Raw genomic sequence first — 23,564 nt, 5'->3', positions numbered from 1 at the left:
GAAAACATTATTGGAGGAATTGACAATGGCATTAAAGTTAGCAATTAATGGATTTGGACGTATTGGTCGTTTAGTATTTCGTGAAGCAATGAAGCATGATGAATTTGAAGTAGTTGCAGTGAATGACTTAACAGATGCTGGTCAGCTTGCACACTTATTAAAATACGATTCTGTACATGGTATCTATGATGCTGATGTAAATGCAGATGAAGATTCTTTCGTAGTGAATGGAAAAAAGGTTAAAGTATACGCTGAAAAAGACCCAGCGCAGTTGCCATGGGGCGAGCTTGGTGTAGATGTTGTCCTTGAATGTACAGGTCGATTCCGTTCAATGGAAGATGTAGGGAAGCATATTGAAGCAGGTGCTAAAAAAGCCATTTTATCTGCACCAGCTAAAGGAGATATGCCGACATTCGTAATGGGTGTGAACCATGAGGATTACAATCCAAAAACAGACGATGTCATTTCAAATGCATCTTGTACAACAAACTGTCTTGCACCAGTAGCCAAAATTTTGGATGAAAAATTTGGCATTGAACGCGGTATGATGACAACAATCCATTCTTATACAAACGACCAACGTATCCTTGACTTCCCGCACTCTGATCCGCGTCGTGCGCGTGCAGGGGCAGTGTCAATGATTCCAACAACGACAGGTGCAGCAGTAGCAGTTTCCAAAGTATTACCTCAATTAAAAGGTAAACTAGATGGATTTTCTATGCGTGTTCCAACACCGAATGTATCATGTGTGGATTTAGTGGTAGAACTAAAAGCAGATGTTACAAAAGAGTCTATTAATGCCGCTTTAAAAGAAGCTTCAGAAAATGAGCTAAAAGGTATTTTAGGCTACAATGAACTACCATTAGTATCAATTGATTACAATGGTAATCATCATTCTTCAACTGTGGATGGCCTTTCTACAATGGTTTTAGAAAATAGTATGGTGAAAGTTCTTGCTTGGTACGATAACGAAATTGGTTACTCTACTCGTTTAATGGATCTTGCATTATACATTGCTCAACAAGGGTTAAATCATAAATAAGTGTCATAATTCGCAATTTGAAGTAAAAAGTGTGACATAATACGGCTTTTTACGCAAAAATAGTATAGCCTTTATAATATCGAAAAGATATAATATACAAGGGTAATAGGAGTAAGGGATGTACCCTTACTCCTTTTTTTAATAAATATATTTAGAGCGCATGGCTTGTTATAACGTACACAGATATAGGAGATGTTAGATGCAAGACATCAAACGGTACTTTTGCTACTATTAAAATTGGTAAAGGTATACTTTCACTTGCTTGGACATTTTGCCATTCGATAAGCAAAGGAATTTTACAAGCATACTCGAAAAATCTTGTTACCAAAACTGTTATTCGCCAATTCAAAATGTGAACAGCCAAGATGGGTGAAGCACATTTTATTATGTCCGTACTACGAACTTTGAAGGGGGTTTCTTCATGTTAAATAAGAAAACAATGAAAGATATTGATGTAAAAGGTAAGCGCGTCTTCGTACGTGTTGATTTTAATGTACCAATGGCAGATGGGGTTATCACAGACGAAACGCGTATTCGTGCAGCCATTCCTACGATTGACTATTTAGTCGAACAAGGGGCAAAGGTGATTTTAGCATCTCATTTAGGTCGTCCTAAAGGTGAAGTAAAAGAAGATATGCGTTTAACAGCAGTCGGTATTCGCCTAGCTGAAATCATTGGCAAGCCTGTTACTAAATTAGACGAGTCCATCGGTCAAAACGTAGAAGCGACTGTCGCGAACATGCAAAACGGCGATATCGTTCTGCTTGAAAATGTACGCTTCCATGCTGGTGAAGAGAAAAATGATCCTGCATTAGCGGAACAATTTGCTAAAATTGCGGACGTTTATGTGAACGATGCATTTGGTGCTGCTCACCGTGCACATGCATCAACAGAAGGCATTGCTAAGCATGTTCCTGCTGTATCAGGTTTCCTTATGCAAAAGGAATTAGATGTGCTAGGTAAAGCATTATCAAACCCAGAGCGTCCTTTCACAGCCATTATTGGTGGCGCAAAAGTGAAAGATAAAATCGGTGTGATTGAGAGCTTACTTGAAAAGGTCGATCATTTAATTATTGGTGGGGGACTATCATTTACCTTCATTAAAGCGCAAGGTCATGATATCGGTAAATCTTTATTAGAAGAAGATAAAATTGAACTAGCAAAATCTTTCATTGAAAAAGCACAGGCAAAAGGCGTGCAGTTACATATGCCAATTGATGCGGTAGTAGCAAATGAATTTTCGAAAGATGCAGAGACAAAAATTGTCGATGTTGATGCTATTCCTGCTGATTGGATGGGTCTTGATATTGGACCGAAAACAGCTGCGCATTATGCAGAGGTGATTGAAAAATCGAAGTTAATCATTTGGAATGGACCAATGGGCGTATTTGAAATGGAACCATTCGCAAATGGTACGAAAACTGTAGCAGAGGCAATGGCAACAACTGCTGGTTACACGGTAATCGGTGGCGGAGATTCTGCAGCAGCAGTCGAAAAATTCGAAGTAGCTGATAAGATGGATCACATTTCGACAGGTGGCGGTGCTTCACTTGAGTTAATGGAAGGCAAAGAGCTTCCTGGCATTGTGGCATTAAACGACAAATAATAGCGTTTATTAAAGTAATCTTTTTAGCAAACATAATAGATAGGAGGCATAAACGATGCGTAAACCAATTATTGCAGGTAACTGGAAGATGTATAAAACATTTGAAGAGGCAATACAGTTTGTCGAAGCTGTGCAGGATAAACTACCTTCAAATGACAACGTAGATGCAGTTATTTGCGCACCGGCACTATTCCTACCAACGCTTGTGCAAATTGCTAGTGAATCTGAATTAGCAATTGGCGCACAAACAATGCATTACGAAAATGAAGGGGCGTTTACTGGCGAAATTAGCCCTGCGCAGCTTGCGAGCGTTGCTGTGGACTATGTCATCTTAGGCCACTCTGAACGACGTGAGTATTATAACGAAACAGATGAAGCTATTAACAAAAAGGTGGCTGCAGCACTTTCGCATAATATCGTCCCAATTATTTGCTGTGGTGAAACATTGCAAGAACGTGAGGCTGGTACGACAGAGCAAAAGGTAGCTGGTCAAATTACAGCAGCACTTGCCGGTTTTGCGGCACAGGATGTGGAGCATATGGTACTTGCCTATGAGCCTATCTGGGCAATCGGCACAGGTAAAACAGCAACGGCAGAAGATGCCAACCAAGTATGTGGTGCTATTCGCGCAGTTGTTGAAAAATTATACGATACCGCAACAGCACAGGCTGTTCGTATTCAATACGGTGGTAGCGTAAAGCCTGATAATATTGAAGAATTGTTATCAAAAGAGCATATCGATGGTGCGTTAGTCGGTGGTGCGAGCTTACAAGCCGAATCATATTTAAAATTATTGGAGGCGGCAGCAAATGCCTAAAAAGCCAGTAGCATTAATTATTTTAGATGGTTTTGCATTTCGTGATGAAACATTCGGAAATGCAGTTGCGCAAGCAAAGAAACCAAATTTTGATCGTTTTTGGAATCAGTTTCCACATGCAACATTAACAGCGGCAGGTGAAGCAGTAGGGTTGCCAAATGGTCAAATGGGGAACTCTGAAGTAGGGCACTTAAATATTGGTGCCGGTCGTATCGTCTATCAAAGCTTAACACGTTTAAACAAGTCGATTCGTGAAGGAGACTTCTTTAAAAACCAAGCATTTTTAGATGCTGTAGCGCATGTAAAAGCACATCACTCAAAGCTACATGTAATGGGTTTACTATCAGATGGTGGTGTTCACAGCCATTATGAGCATATGTTTGCGCTGTTAAAGCTAGCGAAGGAACAAGGCGTAGATGAAGTATTTGTTCATGCATTTTTAGATGGTCGTGATGTAGGTCCAACGACAGCAATCAACTATATTGAAGAAACTGAAAAACAAATGGCTTCGATTGGCATTGGTAAATTCGCTTCGATTCATGGTCGCTATTATGCAATGGACCGCGACAAGCGTTGGGATCGAGTGGCATTGACGTATAATGTGCTGGTGGATGGTGTAGGACAAACAGCGGACAGCGCAATTGCCGGTGTGACGGAGTCCTATGAGCGTGAAGTAACCGACGAATTTGTTATTCCATTTAGTGTGCAAGAACATGGTGAAGCCGTTGCGACAATTGCAGATAATGACGCGGTTATTTTCTTTAATTTCCGACCTGACCGCGCAATTCAATTATCAAAAGTATTTACAAATCCAACATTTGACGGGTTTGCGCTCTCTGCAAAACACCCGCAAAATGTAAAATTCGTATCGTTCACTCATTATAGTGATGAAGTGAATGCGCAAGTTGCTTATGAAAATGACAACTTAAAAAATACGATAGGTGAAGTGTTAGCCTCTAATGGGAAAACACAGCTTCGTATTGCAGAAACAGAAAAGTATCCTCATGTTACATTCTTTATGAGTGGTGGTCGTGAGGAGAAATTCGCTGGTGAAGAACGTATTTTAATTGCTTCTCCAAAGGTCGCAACATACGATTTAAAACCTGAAATGAGTGCATATGAAGTAACAGAAGCATTGCTTGCAGAGATTGCAGCCGATAAATTTGATGGCATCCTTCTTAACTTTGCGAACCCCGATATGGTGGGACATAGTGGCATGTTAGAGCCAACGATCAAAGCAATTGAAGCAGTGGATGAATGTCTTGGGAAAGTAGTAGATGCTCTGCTGGCAAAAGGCGGTGCAGCTATTATTACAGCTGACCACGGTAACTCTGACGAGGTTGTTACGTTAGAAGGGGAACCGATGACAGCTCATACAACAAATCCTGTTCCAGTAATTGTGACAAAACCAAATTTAATGTTAAGAAATGGTGGCATTTTAGCCGATTTGGCGCCAACCATGTTAGAATTATTAGAGGTGTCACAACCTATTGAAATGACAGGGAAATCATTAATCGAAAAAGAGGAGAATTAGTTATGCCATTTATTACACAAGTTTATGCGCGCGAAGTTTTAGACTCACGTGGGAACCCAACAGTAGAAGTTGAAGTATTTACAGAATCAGGTGCTTTTGGTCGCGCAATCGTGCCATCAGGTGCCTCTACAGGTGAATACGAAGCGGTAGAATTACGCGATGGTGACAAATCACGTTACCTAGGCAAAGGTGTATTAAAAGCTGTCGAAAATGTAAACACAATTATTGCACAAGAATTAGAAGGTAATTTCTCAGTTCTTGACCAAGTAGTAATTGACAAAGCTTTAATCGAGCTAGATGGCACAGAAAACAAAGGTAAACTAGGTGCGAACGCAATCCTAGGTGTATCAATGGCAGTTGCACATGCTGCAGCAGATTATTTAGATGTACCTCTTTATCAATATCTTGGCGGTTTCAACTCAAAACAATTACCAGTACCAATGATGAACATCTTAAATGGTGGTGCTCATGCAGATAACAACGTAGACATCCAAGAATTCATGGTAATGCCAGTAGGCGCAGAAAACTTCCGTCATGCATTACGTATGGGTGCTGAAATTTTCCACAGCTTAAAAGCAGTATTAAAAGACAAAGGCTACAACACAGCTGTAGGTGATGAAGGTGGTTTCGCACCGAACCTTGGTTCTAATGAAGAAGCAATCACTGTAATCCTTGAAGCAATCGAAAAAGCTGGCTACAAAGCTGGTGAAGAAGTGAAATTAGCAATGGACGTTGCTTCTTCTGAATTATTTAATAAAGAAGACGGCAAATACCATTTAGATGGTGAAGGTGTTGTCAAAACATCTGAAGAAATGGTGGACTGGTATGAACAGTTAACAGCTAAATACCCAATCATCTCAATCGAAGACGGCTTAGATGAAAACGACTGGGCTGGTCATAAATTATTAACAGATCGCATTGGCGCTCGCGTTCAATTAGTAGGAGACGATTTATTCGTAACAAATACGAAAAAATTAGCTGCTGGTATTGAGCAAGGCGTTGGTAACTCAATTTTAATCAAAGTAAACCAAATCGGTACATTAACAGAAACATTCGAAGCAATCGAAATGGCGAAACGCGCTGGTTACACAGCTGTTATCTCTCACCGTTCTGGTGAATCAGAAGATGCGACAATCGCTGATATCGCAGTTGCGACAAATGCTGGTCAAATCAAAACAGGTGCGCCATCTCGTACAGACCGCGTTGCGAAATACAACCAACTTCTACGCATCGAAGATCAACTTGGTGCAACATCAGAGTACCTTGGTTTAAACTCTTTCTATAACTTAAAATAAGGTGAATCGCTAGTACTAGCTGTTCCTTTTTGAAAATTGCCTCGAAAGCATGAATGTGCTTTTAGAGGCAATTTTTTTAGGCGAGTGCTAAAATTGTGTGAGTGCCTGGCACTGACGTGCGACATAGAGATTTTTTAGTATTATAAAATTCTGAATTGTTTCGGTGCCTGTCACCCTATATTCTGTGTTTGTCATGAGAACCTTTATTTGTTATAATATAGTATGTTGTGATGTTTCAAAGTTCGGGAGGTGCAGTGTATGCATACAGCAGTATTAGTAGCTTTAATTATCGTATCATTAGCATTGATTGTCGTAGTCTTATTACAATCTAGTAAAAGTGCAGGCTTGTCAGGTGCCATCTCGGGTGGAGCTGAACAACTATTCGGCAAGCAAAAAGCACGTGGTATGGATTTAATTCTTCACCGTACAACAATTGTATTATCCATTTTATTCTTTATTTTAGCAGTTGCGATTGCAAAACTATAATAGTTGAAGATATGCCGCCTAACCTCGAATGGTTGGGCGTTTTCTTTTATCTTTTAGTTCACTGAGTAGCATGCTGATATTATGTACATAGATAGTTATAGATAAATAAGTATGAATTATACTAAATATGCACTAAAATAAGCCAATGTATCATGGATATGGCTATAATAGAGAGTATATGTTTTACAGTGAAGGAGAACTTGCGAATGAACAAATCATTATCACAGCCATTTTTCTTTCAAGCAGGCCCTCGTGCCGTGTTATTATTACACGGCTTTACAGGTAGCTCGGCAGATGTGCGTATGCTTGGTAGATTTTTAGAGAAAAAAGGGTATACTACATTAGCGCCGCATTATAAAGGGCACGGTGTGCAACCTGAAGAACTCATTACAACTGGTCCAGCTGATTGGTGGCAAGATGTCAAAGCAGCCTACCAACAATTACAAGATGCTGGCTATCAAGAAATTGCGGTGGCAGGACTATCACTTGGCGGTGTGATGGCTTTAAATGTAGCGCTGAACAATCCTGTACAAGGTATTGTGACAATGTGTGCACCAATGACCATGCGAACAACAGATGTAATGTTCGAAGGCGTCTTAAAATATGCAAAAGACTATAAAAAATTTGAAGGTAAAACTGAAGCTGAAACTGATGCAGAAGTGGCGTTAATCGCTGACAAAGGGATGCCATCATTACAAGAACTTCGTGAGTTTATTGCGCAGACTCGAAAAGAAATCGATATGATTTATGCCCCTATATTTGTCATACAAGCGACAAATGATGAGGTAATAGAGACAGAATCTGCCAACATTATATATAATCAAACTGAGTCACTAGAAAAATATATCAAGTGGTATGAAAACTCAAAACATGTCATTACATTAGATCAAGAAAAAGATCAACTACATGAAGATATTTATCGTTTTTTAGAAGGGCTAAATTGGGCACACTAAATATGAATAAGGATTTTTATATGAAGGAGGCAATAGTATGACAGACAAAAAAGATTCACTACAAAGTCGTTTACTCGATTTTTTCGGTGAAGAAGAATATAAACCGTTAACCGTTGGAGAAATCGAAGACGAATTCGGATTTGAGGATGCAGAAGAATTTAAGGAGCTCGTCAAAACGCTCGTGCGAATGGAAGGGCAGGGCTTAGTTGTACGCTCACGCTCCAATCGTTACGGCTTACCGGAGCGCATGAATTTACTCCGAGGTAAGTTTATCGGTCATGCAAAAGGATTTGGCTTTGTGACACCAGATATTGAAGGGATGGATGATGTATTCATTCCACCGCACGAAGTAAATGGTGCCATCAATGGCGACACGGTCCTCATTCGCGTATTAAAGGAATCCTTTGGCGATCGCCGTGAAGGCACTGTGACAAAGGTTGTGGAACGTGGACAAACAACATTTGTAGGCACATTCCAAGCAAATAGAGGCTTTGGCTTCGTCGTATTGGACGATAAAAAACTACCAATGGACATCTTTATCGCAAAAGGCGATACATTAGGTGCGGTTGATGGTCACAAAGTTGTCGTGGAAATTGCCACATGGCCAGAAGATTTAAAATCAGCAACAGGCTATATTACAAAAATTTTAGGGCATAAAAATGATCCAGGTGTCGATATTTTATCGATTCTGTATAAACATGACATTCCACCAGAGTTTCCAGAAGAAGTCATCGCTGCTGCACAACGTGTGCCAGATGAAATTTCACCAGCCGATTTAGAAGGTCGTCGTGATTTACGCCATGAAACCATCGTTACTATCGATGGTGCAGATGCAAAAGATTTAGATGATGCGGTAACAGTGACAAAAAATGTAGACGGTACTTACAAGCTTGGCGTACATATTGCAGATGTTAGCTACTATGTAACACAAGGCTCTGTAATTGATATTGAAGCATATGACCGAGCGACAAGTGTCTATTTAACAGACCGCGTTATCCCAATGATTCCACATCGACTGTCAAATGGTATTTGTTCATTAAATCCACAAGTAGACCGACTAACGCTATCATGTGAAATGATTATTGATGGCAATGGGAATGTGATTGCACATGAAATTTTCCAAAGTGTTATTAAAACGACAGAGCGTATGACGTACAAAGATGTTTATAAAATTCTAGAAGAACAAGATGAAGCACTAATTGCTCGCTATGAGTCGCTTGTACCGATGTTTAAAAACATGGCAGAGCTATCGAAAATTTTACGCCGCAAACGTGAGCTACGTGGTGCTATTGACTTTGACTTTAAAGAGTCGAAAGTAATCGTCGATGAAGATGGCTGGCCAGTCGATATTGAACTGCGTGAACGCACTGTAGCAGAGAAGTTAATTGAAGATTTCATGCTTGCTGCCAACGAAACAGTAGCAGAACATTTCCACTGGATGAATGTACCGTTCCTATACCGTATTCACGAAGATCCAAAGCCAGAAAAACTACAACGCTTCTTTGAATTCGTCACGAACTTCGGTATTTTAATTAAAGGTACAGGCAATACGGTGCATCCAAAAGCATTGCAAGATGTGTTAACAGCCATTGAAGGCATGCCAGAGGAGCCAGTTATTTCGACGATGTTACTACGCTCTATGCAACAAGCGAAGTACTATCCAGAAAGCATTGGTCACTTCGGTTTATCGACAGATTTCTATACCCATTTCACATCACCAATTCGTCGTTACCCTGACTTAGTTGTCCACCGTTTAATTCGCACGTACTTAATTAATAAAGATACGTCGAAAGAAACGCTTGCACAATGGGCAATGGCAATGGATGAAATTGCCGACCATACATCTGAACGCGAACGTCGTGCAGTTGATGCAGAACGCGATACAGACTCGCTGAAAAAAGCACAATATATGTCTGATAAAATCGGTGAAGAATTCGAAGGTATTGTGTCTTCTGTTACGAACTTCGGTATCTTTATCGAGCTACCAAACACGATTGAAGGACTTGTGCATATTAGCAATATGACGGATGATTACTATCGCTTCGATGATCGCCAAATGATGATGATTGGGGAACGTACAAACCGCCAATTCCGCATCGGTGATGAAGTCAAAGTACGAGTTGCAAACGTCATTATCGAGGAGTCATCAATTGACTTTGAAATCGTAGGAATGGTAACTTCTTATGGAAGAACAAGAAAAGCCACACCTACTGTTATTCATGCACGTAAAAACTATAGCGACAACAAAGACGGACGCAGTAGCCGAAGCAATCGTTCAGGCGGTGGCAGAGGTCGCCGTGACGAGGAAAAACCAAGCCATGGCGACTCTTCAAAACGCAGAGAACGCGGTGACAGTGATCGCGATCCACGTGGCCGACGCAAAGACAGCTCAAGCCCTGGCCCGAAAAAAGGCGTAAAACAAAAACAAAAGTTTTACGAAGGCATCGCCAAAAAAGGCAAAAAGAAAAAAACAAAACGTAAATAATGAAAAAATCCAGCGTGAGCAGGCTAAGTCCTGCTCAACCTTTGAATAGAGGGTGAACTAAATGGCAAAAGGTACTGGGAAAGTATTAGCACAAAATAAAAAAGCGGGACATGACTACTTTATTGAAGACACAATTGAAGCGGGCATGGTACTAACAGGCACAGAAATTAAAGCTATTCGTGCAGGCAAAGTCCAATTGCGCGACTCATACGTTCGAATTACAAACGGCGAAGCATGGATTAGCAATATGCACGTTAGCCCATTCGACCAAGGGAACCGTTTCAACCATGATCCATTACGCGCCCGTAAATTGCTCCTACATAAAAAGCAAATCGGCGAACTAGTCGGCGCAGTCAAACGCGATGGTTACACCATTATCCCTTTAAAAATGTACATTAAAGACGGCTACGCCAAACTACTAATCGGCGTCGGCAAAGGGAAAAAAGACTACGACAAACGCGACGACATGCGCAAAAAAGAAGCAAAACGTGAAATGGAACGCACCTTCAAAGCAAAAAATCAATACTAGTAGATTACGAGGAAGGCTCACCACTTGTTGTGGTGAGCTTTTTTCAATGATGTTCGCAGGTATTTGAGAGGGTGAGGAGGTTTACCCGCAGAATTGTGGGAAATACCCGCGAAATGAGGTGATTTATCCGCGGAGTGAAGGAAAATACCGCTAAGAGAGGAGGTTTACCCGCGAAATAAGGGAGAATATCCCTGAAGAAATGTGTTTACCCGCGGAATAAAGAGAAATACCCGCGAAGAGAGGAGGTTTACCCGCGGAATAAAGAGAAATACCCGCGAAGTAAGATGGTTTACCCGCGGAACAAAAATAATATCACCTAAAGAACAAAAAATTTTCCATTTACTTGAGATTTTTTAAAAGTTTTTACGTTGTTAAAGTAAGGAGGTGGGGTCTCATGGATATGCAGCTGATACAAAAAATCATTGCCGGGGATCAACAAGCTTTTCGCATCATTGTTGACACATATAAGCAGCCACTTGTCAGCTATTTAACATATCAAACGAACGACGAGGAATTGGCGAAAGATATTGCACAAGAATCATTTATCAAATGCTATGAAAACTTACTTCATTTTAAAGGTGGCTCTTTTAAGGCTTGGCTTTTTCGTATCGCGATTAATCAACTGATTGATTTTAAAAGAAAGCATAAGGAAGATGCAACACCACTTGAGGAAACGCCCTCATTAGAAACACCAGAAGTATTAATAATCAAAAAAGAACAGAACGCGTTACTTCAGCAATGGCTTGCAACATTGGAACACAAAACGCACCAAGTTTTCGTCCTAAAGTATGCCAGTAATTGCTCTTATGAAGAAATCGCTGAGACACTTAATATTCCAATATCGGAAGTACGAAACCGACTGCATAGAACAAAGAAACGGCTAAGAAACGCTATGTTGAAGGGAGAGATTAATAATGAACTGCTTATCAACTGAAGAAATGCACGATTTTATCGATGGACGAATAGAAGATAACAAAATGATGCAAATGGACAAGCATATTCAATCATGTGCAACTTGCTCTGCATTATTGGATGAACAACTTGAAACTGAACAGCTACTAAGCTCCCTGTTTCCTCCAGTACATGTTGACGATTCATTTACAAATCAAGTGATGAATCAATTACCAAAGAAAAAGACTTCACTTACAAAAAAGCGAGACTGGCGAGCAACTTTTGTAGCAGTCGCATTCGTCACAGCGGCATTATTATTTCTAGTATTCTCGACTATGCAGCAGGAGCCAACAACTAGTTCTACACCCATTACGATAAAAGTAAAAGACGTTAAGCTCACAGACGCTTACATTACAGTGACTCTAGCTACATCTGGCTACAATGGTGATGAAAATTTCTTCAATGAAGCAACCGTGGGAGATGTAGCACTCGTACTACCAAGCGGAAAAAGTGAAATAGCTAGTTATGCTGCAGAGCAATCAATGAATGAAATTAAATTTGAGTTCCCCTTATTTAATGTGACACATGATGAATTTAAACTTCTTTTTAACTATCAACACATTTATGACGTAGATGGTCAGTGGACGTTTGAAGTACCGATTGATCGCAAGGAATTGTTAGCTCAAACAGAGACTGTCACACTACGTTCTGCGTTTGAAAAAGACGGCGTTGACGTAAACTTTATCCGTGCACAACATGGACCACAGAACTCTCTCTTCAAATTTGAAACAAAATTTACGGAGAACATGGCAACATTTGTAGAGCAACAAGTAGAAAAGTTTACAGCTGATTTACCGCTAGCTGAAAAAGAAGCTTATGCAGGCTATAATGCACAAATAATATATGACGTTATTGACGCTGATGGACAAAAATTACAACGCTCGATGCCTGAAGATAACGTCAATATTCAAAATGATCGCTACGCTCATACTGAAACAATTAGTGCCTATCCAAGTGTAAAAGAAGGCGGCTATATAGCTGTTACTGGTGCCAAGTTTGAGTTGCCGACGAATGTCCGACATCCGCTAACTTTGGACCAATTACCTTACTCCTTTACTTATAAAGATACAGTATATGAAGTAAAGCTCTTACCCAACCAACGTCTTGAAATTTCCTCAGACGCAAAGGCAACGACGATTAACGACTGGCATATTACAGTGAACAATAAAACAGCATGGGATACAGCCCGTGTTCGAAAAGATAAAGAAAAACAGTATACAACAATCACATTCGAAGAGGGTATTCAATTAGATTCGTTTATCCTTTACGGTCAAACAGAATTACAATATGTTTACTTTGATGATCCAATTCGTGTGGATATACGATAACCTAAAAACACCTTTTGATTAATAATTGTCAAAAGGTGTTTTTCATTTGCTATGCTTTTTGGCATTGAAAGGGGACCTATCAATCTGTAAATAAGGCACTATACTTGAAGTACAGCTTGGTTTGTTTTATAATATGTATTGTTAATGCCAGATGTATTGAAGCGTAGTACTACTCTTCAACCGTACTAGAAGCAATTCTAGCTCTTTGTTTGATCGACGCCACGTGCCTCGCATCATATTCAAGGGGACGTTACGGATTCGACAGGGATGGTTCAAGCTTTGGTCGCGCGTCGGAGGTCTCGGCTCCGTCATCAACGGAAGTTATATAATAACTGGCAAACAACAAAACTTAGCTTTCGCAGCGTAAGCTCGTAAGCGCTCTGCCTCTCTATCGCCCATGTAGAGTACGTAGGGCCCAACTTTAGTGGGATACGGTCGATGGTGCCACCTGAGTCACCGGCAAGAGATTTCCAGGTTAGCGTACAGGACGCCTGTTTGTCGGCATAATGCTACGCGAATCGCAAATGGACAAACTACACGCGTAGAAGCTGAAGTATTGGAGTCTTTGGACGCGGGTTCGACTCCCGCCGTCTCCATAATTGAATTTTCTAGAGTTGTCTAGAGTGGTCAAAACCCTTGTATATCAAGGGTTTTTTCTATTTTTGTTGTACTGAGTTTTCTGGGCTTTTCAGCAGAAACTGGCTAAAAAACTGGTCACTTTTGGGTCAAGTTTATGAGTTTAAGTACGTCACAAACTTATTAATTGTATCGTTTTTTGCACGCTTTGATAGGTGCGTATATATGTTGAGCGTTGTTTGCACATCTGTGTGACCTAATCGTTCTTGTACTTCTTTGACACTTGCACCTGCTTCAAAAAGTAAAGAGCAATGCACATGACGAAATGAGTGAACGTGTGTATAGGGCAAGCTGTAATTGTCGATGATTTTCATGAGCCATTTTCTAGGAACCGTTTGTTGCAATAAGCCGTTTTGTTCGTTTGTAAACATTAATTGGCTTTTGTCATTCGCTTTTGGAAATTTAACTTGCTGGATCTTTTTCCATTCAGATAAGATGCTGCATGTTTCATCATCAATTAAAAGCTGGCGTATCGTATCGGTTTTCGTTGATTTGATATAAAGCTTGTTATTTTTACCTCTTGAAAGAGCTTTTGTAATGAGCAGTTCCTTTGTATCGAAATTTAAATCCGCCCAGGTTAATGCAAGTGCCTCACCTTTACGAATACCTGAAAAAGCAAGCAGGTAGAAAAATGCGGTTATTTGAGCGTTACCATACTGCTTTAAGCATTGAAGAAAATCAATTAGCTGCTCTTTTGAATAGTAGTTGACCTCGGTATCTAATACAGCAGAAGCTTTGATTTTAGGTAGATCCACTAGCTTGAATGGATTTGAACTGATGTACTCACGCTTAATAGCGAAATCAATTACTTTAGAAGCGTAAGTTTTAACCATTCGAAATCTTTTTAGTTTCAAGGAACAGTCATCAACAAAGCCTTGGCAGATTGCTACACTCAATTTCTCAATTCGGTAGTGACCTAATGCAGGTAGAATATGATTCTTGAAAATTCCTAGCGTTTTGACAAAGGTGCTTTCTTCGACCGTTCTTTCGTAGTGTTGAATCCAAACATTATATAGATCCTCGTATGTTTCAGTTATAGGCTTCTTATATTCCCCTTTACTAACTTCGACTCTTAATTGAGCTAAAGTGAGACTAGCCTCTTTTTTTGTTAGAAAGCCTCGTCTAGTAACGTGAATTTGTTTGCCTGTTTGGCTATCTATTCCTAAATAAAGCTTAAACATGTAGTAGGTCTTGCCATCTTTTTTTGTATACGATTTAATAGGGTCTTTCATTAAAATGCCTCCTAGAACCATACAGGGAAACTAGGGATACAGTTAATGCTGCGATTAACTATATTGTTAGTATAGCTTATAAAAAATGGTTACCCAATAAATAAACTACCTTTGTTTTGGGAGCATTTAGTGTTTAAATAATGACGATAGTAAAAAGGCTATTTGTAATTAGTGGTTGAATATTTGCAAATTATTTTATTACACTACACAATTGAAACAAACGATGCATTAAGGGGGGATTATTTTGGGTACACAAAAAATAAATCTCTATGTGGATGATTTAAGAGATTGTCCGAGTGGTTTTGTTGTGGCAAGAACGTTTCAAGAAGCAATTCACTTACTTGAAAATCACGAAGTAGATATGCTTTCTCTTGACCATGATTTAGGAGAGGATCTACAAGGTAATCTATTGCCAACAGGTTATGACTTAGTAAAATATATTTGTGAAAAAGGGTTACGGGCAAACAAAATATATATTCATACGGACAACCCTGTTGGTAGAGAGAATATGTATCACACACTACGTGGAGCGAAACGGAGAGGTTTCATTGATTCAGATATTGAAATTTACCATTATCCGATTACTAAAAACAAGTACTCTGGTTAGTTAGTTGTAAAATTTTTGCTACACATTCGTTTGGAATTATTGAGTGCTTCATAGTATTTAAATAACGTTCCCAGATACTTTTGGAACGGGATTGGACTGGATTAGGTGGTGCATGTTTTAATTATTTTGGATAAACCTTCTCAAACCGAGTACAAACTGTCAGCATATCTTCCGTAAACTCCAAGTTATACTGAGGCAAAATGCGGCTAAAGAATGCCACATGTACTTCCTTCCATTCCTCATATGTACCTTCGCCTTCCGCTAGTGCAAAGTCTAATGGTACCTTGTTAAACGGATAAATATCGATGGCATAGGATTTTAAAATTGCAACTGGCTCATTGTGATTGTTCAATGCAATTTGATAATCGCCCATTTTAGGTAGTGGATTCCCCTCAATTTCATATAATGGATAGCTTAAGCATGTTGCTATTTTTATTTCATTCATTACTAAACTTGTAAGCAAATTTGCTTTCTCTCCAAATTGTAGTGTTTCCGTATAACGAATGTTTTCCAAACCTTCTATTTCACAATAATTTTGCCAAAATGCTTCGATTTTGTTCATTGTAATAACTCCTTTTATTAAAATTTTACCCATTGTTGGGACATTAGTATTGTAGAATCGTGAGGTGTATAGTTGTGGGTAAGGGCGAAGCAATGATGATAGCTATACGATTTTCAACACTTATCGTATCTGTAATTGCATTGTCATTTGCTTTTACAAAAAAATAAACCGCCCTCGCCCTGAAGTGACCCCCCAAAGTTGAGTAGTGGTTTATTTTTTTACTTTTTATTCGCGAATCGCCTTTGGATCGATTCTGCTTATTGCTAAGATTGTTTGGTGTACCACCACTAAACAGTCTTATTTATAATCTCTTGACACCGAATTATAGCGTGATTTTTGAATTTACTCAATATACTTTGAATTGATTTATTAATTATGTTGCTCTCAATAATGTATGATTTAGCCCTAGTAAAATGTGTTATTATATGATTCTTTAAAATGATTTTTCGGAGCATCTCAGAGCGTTATTTAATGTTAAAATTGAACCAACCTTGTCTTAAAGGAGAATTTTAATGAAAAAGCTATACAGGAGGGTCAAACATGGGCTTGAAACGTACTATAAAGAGAAAATCTACACAGCCTCACACCAAAGTAACTAATTTTGGATTTGATAACACGATTAAGAAAATTGATAAGGCGATTGCTCTGCTTGAACGAAAATAGCTCATTTAGTAAGCTTAAAAATTAGAAATTACTTAAAAAGTTCTTTGTGTGTATTTAAATTAATTCAAAGCGACATTTGATGACATTTTGCAATTAATCCATGCAAAAAATAAACACAGAAAAACCGCAGCACTCATGACTTCGATTTAAAATAAGCAAAAAAACTACAGATGATAGAACATCCGTAGTCACTTTCACTAAAAAAAGTAAACCGCCCTCGCACCCAAAGCTGAATAATGATTTATTTTCCTCGCTAATCGCCTATAAAGCACTTTTAATATATCAAAAAAAGAACGTTTGTTCCAATGAATTTTCTGTATTTTATTTTTTCTAATGTCGGTCGGTAGTAAATATATGTACAATTTTCTCGTTTTTTGTCTGTACCCCAGGTAATATAAAAAGATTAAAAAACCTCTTTTCGTATTTGTCCTGTGGAGAACGTTTAATTTATTCGACAATCTAGTTTATTTACCTACCAATTGAATATCGCGATTCAAAGCATGTAGATTGACGATACGAACACACTATGAAAGGAGCGATTCTTTGCAAGCACAGCAAATTAAGCACGATTTAACAGTAGCATTACAAGACGATTTCAATACACATAACCTGTACAAGCATGTAGCTCAGACGATTCGAACGCTACTTGACGCTCAGCTAGATGAAAAACAATACGTAGAATGCCATTTTAATGACTACATGGTGAGGGCTGGGGTAATAGAGCGTTCCGAAAATAAAGAACTCTCTATTATTGTTCTTGTATTTCGAGAAAATATTAACGGTGAAATATTGATTCAACTAAATATCGCTGGCAATTGGTTAATCTTGTACAATCAGTTTTCAAATGCAACGATTGAGATCATTGATTGGCGAAAAATAGAGTAGATGCATATTTTGCATCTCTTTTTTTTGCACAAAATGGGTAGGGGAGATTTAATACATGAATAAATACGAAGGGTGTATGCTGCTGTTTAAGCTATAGTATAAAGTTACTTTCTAAACAATTAAAAACATGTCTGATGGTGTATTAGAGAATATCGCAGTACACCACTTTTATAATATAATAGAGGAAACATTAGATATTATGGAGGTGATTGTATTATAAAAGAAGAAACAAGAGACATATTATTATATATTGCATCAGGTTTTTATTCGAGTATGCAACAAACCGCTAGATGCTTAGCCTACTTTTTTATCGTTTTCTATGTTCCATATGTGCTCGCTCATTGGGTGATGGTAACATATGCACAGGTTGATCCGCTACAATTCATACATGTATATGCGTATACAGTGACGCTGGCATTCCCATTAATGATGATCGTATCGCATTACATTCCAATGGAGCTAAATTTTGAAACGATGCAATTTGAGGTCGTTGACTAAATGGCTCTCAGTTGAATCGGGAATTAACTTTAAAAACAAACTTATCCATCTGAATTCATCTCATGCTTATTGGTCATATAAGATTGGTAAGCTTTTTTTATGATTACATACTGGCTATCTCTTTCCCTCTTCATTTTACATGTGTATAAATCGTTCGGACATTAGTATTGTAGAATCGCGAGGTGTAAGCTGTTGGTAAGGGCGAAGCAATGATGATGGCTATACGCTTTTCAACACTTATCGTATCTGTAATTGCATTGTCATTTGCTATTACTAAAAAAAATAAACCGCCCTCGCCCCCAAAGCTGAGTAGTGGTTTATTTTTTTACTTTTTACTCGCTAATCGCCTTTGAATCGATTCTGCTTATTGCTAAGATTGCTTGGTGTACCACCACTAAACAGTCTTATTTATAATCAATTCACATCAAATTATAGCATGATTTTTGAATTTTCTCTATATGGTTTAATTTGAATTATTAATTTTGATGTTCTCAAGTATGTTGATTTATCTCTAGTAAAATGTATGTTAAGTAACATTTTTACTATGCCTTTTAAACGTGAATTATGCCCGCAAAGAATCCGTGTAAAGCCTACCAGTAAACATGCTGTCTCGATGATCTTATCTACCAGAATAATCTAGTATTTCGGTTGCGATATGGCTCACATATCAATTACGAAATAAACGTCTATAAAACCATCGTTTAGTAGACGATTTGAAGATGGAGCTTAAATTAACGTTTAGGCTTCCTTTTTTTGTTGTTTTTGTCTATAAACTCGTCTATTATATAATGTATATAAAACGTATAAGTTTGTAGAAAGTGGTGTCTTAAATGGGACGAATAATAGGATATTGTCGTGTTAGTACGGAAGATCAAAATTTAGATATGCAGGAGCAAGCAATTGAAAAATATGCTAAAGAAAAAGGATTAGAACTAATCATGTATGTAGAAAAGATTTCTAGTCGTAAAGTAGGAAGGCAAGAACTTGAACATGCTATAAAAGCTGCAACTAGTGAAGATTTATTTGTTGTGTTTAAATTAGATCGTTTAGCTAGAAGTACGAAAGAGTTATTTACATTAACAGGTGAATTAAATGAGAAGGGCGTAGAATTTGTTTCAATTAATGATGCATTTGATACTACTACTCCAACAGGTAAAGCAATGTTTGGTATGTTAGCTGTATTCGCTGAATTTGAAAGGGATATTATTCAGCAAAGGACAAAAGCTGGATTAGAAAGTGCTAGAAAACGCGGGCGTGTTGGAGGCAGACCCGCTATTGATGATAAAGTAAAGAAGCATGTACGAGCATTGTTTGAAGCAGGAGAAAGTGCTACAGATATTGCAAAGGAGTATGGTATTGGTAGGGCAACCGTATATAAAATTATTAAAAATAATTAAATGTAAAGTAGGGGGAACTTGTATTAATGATTTGAGAGCGTACTGCATGACATCACTTCTAAGCCACCAGCAACAATTGAGACAATTGAGTGAAGATAATTAATAAAAATATAAAAAGCCTGGTAGAGCCTTATCTAATAAGGTTTTTGCCAAGCTTTTTTTATAATTAATATATAAATAAAAGGGTTAGTTTTGAGTATTTTTATACTTATTGCGAATACCTGTAAAAAAAATTTGAAAGAAAAAATGCCAAAATACAAATGTACTTTGGCACGAATTGAGATTCAACTAACAATCCCTTTTGCAGTATGATTAATTTACTTATCTGATAGAGTGTGTAATTCAGGAATACAATGAATATACGTATCTATCGTTGTTGCTATTTTTGAGTGACCTAAGAAACGTTGAATAAATTTTACATCATTCGTTTGATAATAGATACGAGAAGCACAACTGTGACGTAAGCCATGAACTGAAACGAGCTTTAAACCATGTTGGATTTGGAATCTTTTTAACCAGGCATTTAACTTGCAGTTATTATAAAAAGTATTTTTATTGTTTGGAAAGATAAACTGCTCGCTGCCTTGATGCTCAAGATTTTGCCACTTTAATTGCTCTGCTTGAAGTTCCTGCCAATTTAATAGTGCTTGGAAAGTTTCGTCATCAATATCAAGCGTTCTTTTGCCAAGATTCTTTGTACGTTTAATATAAGGCTTATTCGATTCGTCCGTACCAATTGCTTGATGAATGAGGATTTTTTTATTTTGAAAATCAATATCTTGCCATTGTAGTGCAAAAAGTTCTCCTTTGCGTAAACCTAAATTTACAAGCACGAGAAAAATTGCGATTTTTGAAATATCATCTGTTGCTTTCAGTTTTTGAATAAATGCATCCAATTCATCTGATGTATAAAACAGTTTTTCAATTTGTTGATTGTTTTCCTTACTTTCCTGCTTTTTTTCCCATGACCGCAATCCATTAAGTTTAATGGGGTTTTTGGGGATGTAATCGTTATAGAAAGCCTGTTGTAAGCATTTATTTAGTTCGATTGCTACCTTTGACGGTTTCCTTAATTTATCTTTCCATACTTCAAATGACCGTAAAGTATCTTGATAGGAAATATTTTTAAGCTTTAGATTTCCATAGAAAGGAAGGATGTGATTTTTAAACATACCTTTAATTTTCCCTAAAGTACTTTTTTCGAGATTACAAGTTAGAAGGAAGTCTTCATAGAAAGAATGATAGAATTGCTCTAATGTAAGGTTTGGATTATCAGTATCATTTCGTTGTAGCATTTCCGCTTGTTTTTGGGCATAAAAAGTTTTTGCTTCAGTTTTTGTTTTAAAACCACGCTTTGTAATATCGATTTGCTTTTTCGTATAAGGATCGATACCCCCATACATTTTCACCATATAATGAGGAACGCCTCTTTTCATATATTCTTTAACTGCTTTGTCCATTGTTGTCATTAGAATGATCTCCTTTTGTGTTTTCCATTATTTTTTATGCTTGTATATTTTTTAAAAAGTGATTGATTTCCGTTTTGGAGAATCGCTTGCTGCGACCAATTGAAATACCTTTAAGCCCTTGATCGATGAGCTTTTGTAAACTTTTATAGGAAATTCCGATATAGTCGCAAGTTTCCTGAATGTTCATCCACTCTTTAGCTGCATGCTCATTATGCTGACCAATTGTTTCACCAAGTTTTTTTTCAAGGATTTTTTCAAGGCTTTGTGTAATTAAGCTTTCAATTTTTTCTTCGATTGATTTTTCAATAGTTTGTTCCATTTGTTTGTTCCTCCGTAATAGATAGTAAGTGTTATTAAGTCAGTAAAGAATTGCTACCCCATGCTATACACTTGCAGAAATGAATATTCATAAAAAAAGTGTCGGACACATCCGATTGTCGGAAGATGTGAAGCCAGCTGAAGTATAGCTATGACACTCTACAAACTTGAAGAAATGAATATTCATAAAAAAGTGTCGAACACATCGGATTGTCAGTTATAAGATGTGAAGCCAGCTGAAGTATAACTACGACACTCTACAAACTTGCAGAAATGAATATTCATAAAAAAAGTGTCGGACACATCTGAATGTCGGTTATAAGATGTGAAGCCAGCTGAAGTATAGCTACGACACTCTACAAACTTGAAGAAATGAATATTCATAAAAAAGTGTCGAACACGTCTGAATGTCGGTTATAAGATGTGAAGCTAGCTGAAGTATAGCTACGACACACTACACACTTGTAGAAATGCATATTCATAAAAAAGTGTCGAACACATCGGATTGTCAGTTATAAGATGTGAAGCTAGCTGAAGTATAGCTACGACACTCTACACACTTGCAGAAATGGATATTCAAAAAAAAGTGTCGGATACATAGAATTAGCTATTCATCAGCATTCTAAGTACGACAAAAACCAAAATTAAGATAATTAAATTGTTTATTTCTAAACATATGAATTACGTAGCTATGTTGTTTGATTGGAAATTTTAGATGTGAGGAGAAGGATTACAGAGAGATGTTTATTTTGTATTTTAGGGTTGGAGCAAATACAAAATGTCATATTAAGTATAAGAAAGTCGACGCTAAACCATTTGAAGTAATGAAAGTAATTCTTAAATCTTAGGAAAAGAATTGCATCTATTGAGGTCTAAATACCAATTTATTTTTAATTAACAGTGTTTTGATATTCCATGATACGTGCTAGTAAACGAAATGGTATTAGCGTGCTTGGAGCGAATGTAATCTGTAAAGCTCGCTTGTAGTGATCTGACAACAAGTAGGCTTACGTACGCACGAATGTACGACAATATCTGCTTCTAGTTCGAAGGAGGAAACAAGTGCGTGCACACATATAGGAATTTGTTGTATACAGTTGTCATATTTCAGACGCCATTGTGGCATTCCTGCCGTAAAGTAATCAAAATCACAAGCCAATAATTTCAATCAAATAGGTGCACAAGAGCATTTAGATCAGTTGCTACATTTGAGGTCTAAATGCCCTTTTTTCTTTTTAATCGACAGTATTTTGATTTTATAATGCGAAAAAGTTATATAACAATTATACAACTTATGCAAGAAACAATATAAGTTATATGATATTTATACAACTTATATCGAAAAAGCCATAGGGTGTTTCTCGATTATTAATGCCGCATTTATATGGAAAATGATATAAGTTATACAACATTTATTTAACATTTATACAACTGTTATATAAGTTTAAAGAAAACTCAATAGGAAGAGAATGACCGAAAAAACTACAATTAGATTCTTCCAATGAAAAAGCTCATACAGAGCAAAATAATGCAAAAAAAGTTATATAACAATTATATAACTTATGCCAAAAACAATATAAGTTACATAACATTTATATAACTTATATCGAAAAAGGCATAGGGTGCTTCTAGGATATTAGTGCCGCATTTATATGAAAAATGACATAAGTTATATAACATTTATACAACAGTTATATAACTTATATATAACTGTTATATAAGTTTAAAGAAAATTTAAGAGGAAGAGAATGACCGAAAAAACTACAATTAGATTCTTCCAATGAAAAAGCTAATACAGAGCAAAATAATGCAAAAAAAGTTATATAACTTATATACAACTTATATCAAAAAAGCCATAGGATTTCTTGATTATTCAAGCCGCATTTATATGAAATTGGTATAAGATATACAGCATTTATATGAATAGAGGAAATTATCATTGGAATAAATTTACTAGAAAAACTATTGAATCATTCCTCCAGGACAAAGGGGATTAATTAGCGATGGAAGGATTCGACTAAAAAAACTATTATTTGATTCCTCCAAGGTTTTTAGCCTAATTAGAGCCTAAATTCTGAAAAAAATTTCGAAAAAAAAGTTGAAAAAAATATTTCATTTTTTTATTGTAAATCCTTTAGTATCAAGGGGTGAAGGGCATGATTGCTTCGGCAATATCCCCCTAACTAATCGCTTACACGTAGGAGAAATATTGCATTACTGAACTTGCTGTCATGGTTGAAGTTAAAACGGGAAAGTAGAAACGATTGCTTT

20 protein-coding genes and 1 other RNA gene are annotated in these 23,564 nt (G+C 37.3%); 17 read left to right on the top strand and 4 right to left on the bottom strand.

The window, feature by feature from the left end:
* Positions 1–25 precede the first annotated feature (25 nt).
* From gap to ssrA, 12 genes are all read left to right on the top strand, one after another.
* Complete coding sequence (gene gap / locus I5435_RS18630) at positions 26–1,042, top strand: type I glyceraldehyde-3-phosphate dehydrogenase (RefSeq protein ID WP_025220486.1); 1,017 nt, start codon at positions 26–28, stop codon at positions 1,040–1,042.
* Between the two features lie 421 nt (positions 1,043–1,463).
* Positions 1,464–2,648, top strand: a complete 1,185-nt coding sequence (locus I5435_RS18625) for a phosphoglycerate kinase (protein WP_025220485.1) — start codon at positions 1,464–1,466, stop codon at positions 2,646–2,648.
* Between the two features lie 55 nt (positions 2,649–2,703).
* Positions 2,704–3,465 (top strand): triose-phosphate isomerase, encoded by a 762-nt coding sequence (gene tpiA, locus I5435_RS18620; protein WP_025220484.1) that lies wholly within the window; start codon positions 2,704–2,706, stop codon positions 3,463–3,465.
* Positions 3,458–4,999: a 2,3-bisphosphoglycerate-independent phosphoglycerate mutase gene (gene gpmI / locus I5435_RS18615; protein ID WP_337982764.1), complete on the top strand. Its 1,542-nt coding sequence runs from the start codon at positions 3,458–3,460 to the stop codon at positions 4,997–4,999. The genes tpiA and gpmI overlap by 8 nt, the downstream gene beginning before the upstream one ends.
* A gap of 2 nt (positions 5,000–5,001) precedes the next feature.
* Positions 5,002–6,294, top strand: coding sequence for a phosphopyruvate hydratase (eno, locus tag I5435_RS18610; RefSeq protein WP_024363916.1), 1,293 nt, complete (start codon positions 5,002–5,004; stop codon positions 6,292–6,294).
* A gap of 258 nt (positions 6,295–6,552) precedes the next feature.
* Positions 6,553–6,780: a preprotein translocase subunit SecG gene (gene secG, locus I5435_RS18605; protein WP_024363917.1), complete on the top strand. Its 228-nt coding sequence runs from the start codon at positions 6,553–6,555 to the stop codon at positions 6,778–6,780.
* A gap of 206 nt (positions 6,781–6,986) precedes the next feature.
* Positions 6,987–7,733 (top strand): alpha/beta hydrolase, encoded by a 747-nt coding sequence (locus I5435_RS18600; RefSeq protein ID WP_337982763.1) that lies wholly within the window; start codon positions 6,987–6,989, stop codon positions 7,731–7,733.
* A gap of 37 nt (positions 7,734–7,770) precedes the next feature.
* On the top strand, positions 7,771–10,218 hold the full coding sequence (gene rnr / locus I5435_RS18595; protein WP_108031034.1) for a ribonuclease R: 2,448 nt from the start codon (positions 7,771–7,773) through the stop codon (positions 10,216–10,218).
* Between the two features lie 61 nt (positions 10,219–10,279).
* A complete protein-coding gene (gene smpB / locus I5435_RS18590) occupies positions 10,280–10,747 on the top strand; it encodes an SsrA-binding protein SmpB (RefSeq protein WP_024363920.1) in 468 nt (155 codons plus the stop codon).
* A 394-nt stretch (positions 10,748–11,141) separates the two neighbouring features.
* A complete protein-coding gene (locus I5435_RS18585; protein ID WP_024363921.1) occupies positions 11,142–11,681 on the top strand; it encodes an RNA polymerase sigma factor in 540 nt (179 codons plus the stop codon).
* Positions 11,662–13,026, top strand: coding sequence for an anti-sigma factor family protein (locus I5435_RS18580; protein ID WP_337982762.1), 1,365 nt, complete (start codon positions 11,662–11,664; stop codon positions 13,024–13,026). Before I5435_RS18585 ends, I5435_RS18580 begins: the two co-directional genes overlap by 20 nt.
* 243 nt (positions 13,027–13,269) lie before the next feature.
* Positions 13,270–13,625: a transfer-messenger RNA gene (gene ssrA, locus I5435_RS18575) on the top strand.
* 132 nt (positions 13,626–13,757) lie between these two features.
* Here ssrA and I5435_RS18570 read toward each other — a convergent pair.
* A complete protein-coding gene (locus I5435_RS18570; RefSeq protein ID WP_238602034.1) occupies positions 13,758–14,894 on the bottom strand; it encodes a site-specific integrase in 1,137 nt (378 codons plus the stop codon).
* A 244-nt stretch (positions 14,895–15,138) separates the two neighbouring features.
* Between I5435_RS18570 and I5435_RS18565 the strand changes: the two genes are divergently transcribed.
* Positions 15,139–15,501 (top strand): cyclic-phosphate processing receiver domain-containing protein, encoded by a 363-nt coding sequence (locus tag I5435_RS18565; RefSeq protein WP_107949309.1) that lies wholly within the window; start codon positions 15,139–15,141, stop codon positions 15,499–15,501.
* 121 nt (positions 15,502–15,622) lie between these two features.
* Here the strand turns inward: I5435_RS18565 and I5435_RS18560 are convergent, their stop codons facing one another.
* The gene (locus I5435_RS18560) at positions 15,623–16,063 is read right to left on the bottom strand and encodes an ASCH domain-containing protein (protein ID WP_337982761.1); all 441 of its coding nucleotides are present in this window, start codon (positions 16,061–16,063) and stop codon (positions 15,623–15,625) included.
* Between the two features lie 540 nt (positions 16,064–16,603).
* On the opposite strand from I5435_RS18560, the gene I5435_RS18555 reads away from it, so the two are divergent.
* The 4 genes from I5435_RS18555 (at position 16,604) to I5435_RS18540 (ending at position 19,506) form a co-directional block, all read left to right on the top strand.
* The gene (locus tag I5435_RS18555) at positions 16,604–16,726 is read left to right on the top strand and encodes a hypothetical protein (protein WP_263642154.1); all 123 of its coding nucleotides are present in this window, start codon (positions 16,604–16,606) and stop codon (positions 16,724–16,726) included.
* A gap of 543 nt (positions 16,727–17,269) precedes the next feature.
* Entirely contained in the window at positions 17,270–17,611 is a 342-nt protein-coding gene (locus tag I5435_RS18550) for a hypothetical protein (RefSeq protein WP_337982760.1), read from the top strand.
* Positions 17,612–17,884: 273 nt separating this feature from the next.
* Complete coding sequence (locus tag I5435_RS18545; RefSeq protein ID WP_036221088.1) at positions 17,885–18,109, top strand: hypothetical protein; 225 nt, start codon at positions 17,885–17,887, stop codon at positions 18,107–18,109.
* 830 nt (positions 18,110–18,939) lie between these two features.
* A complete protein-coding gene (locus I5435_RS18540) occupies positions 18,940–19,506 on the top strand; it encodes a recombinase family protein (protein ID WP_337982759.1) in 567 nt (188 codons plus the stop codon).
* A gap of 317 nt (positions 19,507–19,823) precedes the next feature.
* Here I5435_RS18540 and I5435_RS18535 read toward each other — a convergent pair whose 3' ends face one another.
* Positions 19,824–20,975: a tyrosine-type recombinase/integrase gene (locus tag I5435_RS18535; RefSeq protein WP_337982758.1), complete on the bottom strand. Its 1,152-nt coding sequence runs from the start codon at positions 20,973–20,975 to the stop codon at positions 19,824–19,826.
* Positions 20,976–21,009: 34 nt separating this feature from the next.
* The gene (locus I5435_RS18530) at positions 21,010–21,294 is read right to left on the bottom strand and encodes a helix-turn-helix domain-containing protein (protein ID WP_337982757.1); all 285 of its coding nucleotides are present in this window, start codon (positions 21,292–21,294) and stop codon (positions 21,010–21,012) included.
* Positions 21,295–23,564: the final 2,270 nt, after the last annotated feature.

Source organism: Lysinibacillus sp. C5.1 (genome assembly GCF_016350185.1).
GTDB lineage: Bacteria > Bacillota > Bacilli > Bacillales_A > Planococcaceae > Lysinibacillus > Lysinibacillus sphaericus.
The sequence above is the reverse complement of the archived record's forward strand: the minus strand, read 5'-3'. Positions and strand labels throughout refer to the sequence as shown.

Coding starts and splice junctions, on each gene's coding strand:
- I5435_RS18535 (WP_337982758.1), bottom strand. CDS start 20,975: ATGACAACAATGGACAAAGCAGTTAAAGAATATATGAAAAGAGGCGTT.
- I5435_RS18580 (WP_337982762.1), top strand. CDS start 11,662: ATGAACTGCTTATCAACTGAAGAAATGCACGATTTTATCGATGGACGA.
- I5435_RS18560 (WP_337982761.1), bottom strand. CDS start 16,063: ATGAACAAAATCGAAGCATTTTGGCAAAATTATTGTGAAATAGAAGGT.
- rnr (WP_108031034.1), top strand. CDS start 7,771: ATGACAGACAAAAAAGATTCACTACAAAGTCGTTTACTCGATTTTTTC.
- I5435_RS18555 (WP_263642154.1), top strand. CDS start 16,604: ATGGGCTTGAAACGTACTATAAAGAGAAAATCTACACAGCCTCACACC.
- I5435_RS18530 (WP_337982757.1), bottom strand. CDS start 21,294: ATGGAACAAACTATTGAAAAATCAATCGAAGAAAAAATTGAAAGCTTA.
- I5435_RS18625 (WP_025220485.1), top strand. CDS start 1,464: ATGTTAAATAAGAAAACAATGAAAGATATTGATGTAAAAGGTAAGCGC.
- smpB (WP_024363920.1), top strand. CDS start 10,280: ATGGCAAAAGGTACTGGGAAAGTATTAGCACAAAATAAAAAAGCGGGA.
- I5435_RS18600 (WP_337982763.1), top strand. CDS start 6,987: ATGAACAAATCATTATCACAGCCATTTTTCTTTCAAGCAGGCCCTCGT.
- gap (WP_025220486.1), top strand. CDS start 26: ATGGCATTAAAGTTAGCAATTAATGGATTTGGACGTATTGGTCGTTTA.
- I5435_RS18540 (WP_337982759.1), top strand. CDS start 18,940: ATGGGACGAATAATAGGATATTGTCGTGTTAGTACGGAAGATCAAAAT.
- I5435_RS18545 (WP_036221088.1), top strand. CDS start 17,885: ATGCAACAAACCGCTAGATGCTTAGCCTACTTTTTTATCGTTTTCTAT.
- eno (WP_024363916.1), top strand. CDS start 5,002: ATGCCATTTATTACACAAGTTTATGCGCGCGAAGTTTTAGACTCACGT.
- I5435_RS18585 (WP_024363921.1), top strand. CDS start 11,142: ATGGATATGCAGCTGATACAAAAAATCATTGCCGGGGATCAACAAGCT.
- I5435_RS18570 (WP_238602034.1), bottom strand. CDS start 14,894: ATGAAAGACCCTATTAAATCGTATACAAAAAAAGATGGCAAGACCTAC.
- tpiA (WP_025220484.1), top strand. CDS start 2,704: ATGCGTAAACCAATTATTGCAGGTAACTGGAAGATGTATAAAACATTT.
- secG (WP_024363917.1), top strand. CDS start 6,553: ATGCATACAGCAGTATTAGTAGCTTTAATTATCGTATCATTAGCATTG.
- gpmI (WP_337982764.1), top strand. CDS start 3,458: ATGCCTAAAAAGCCAGTAGCATTAATTATTTTAGATGGTTTTGCATTT.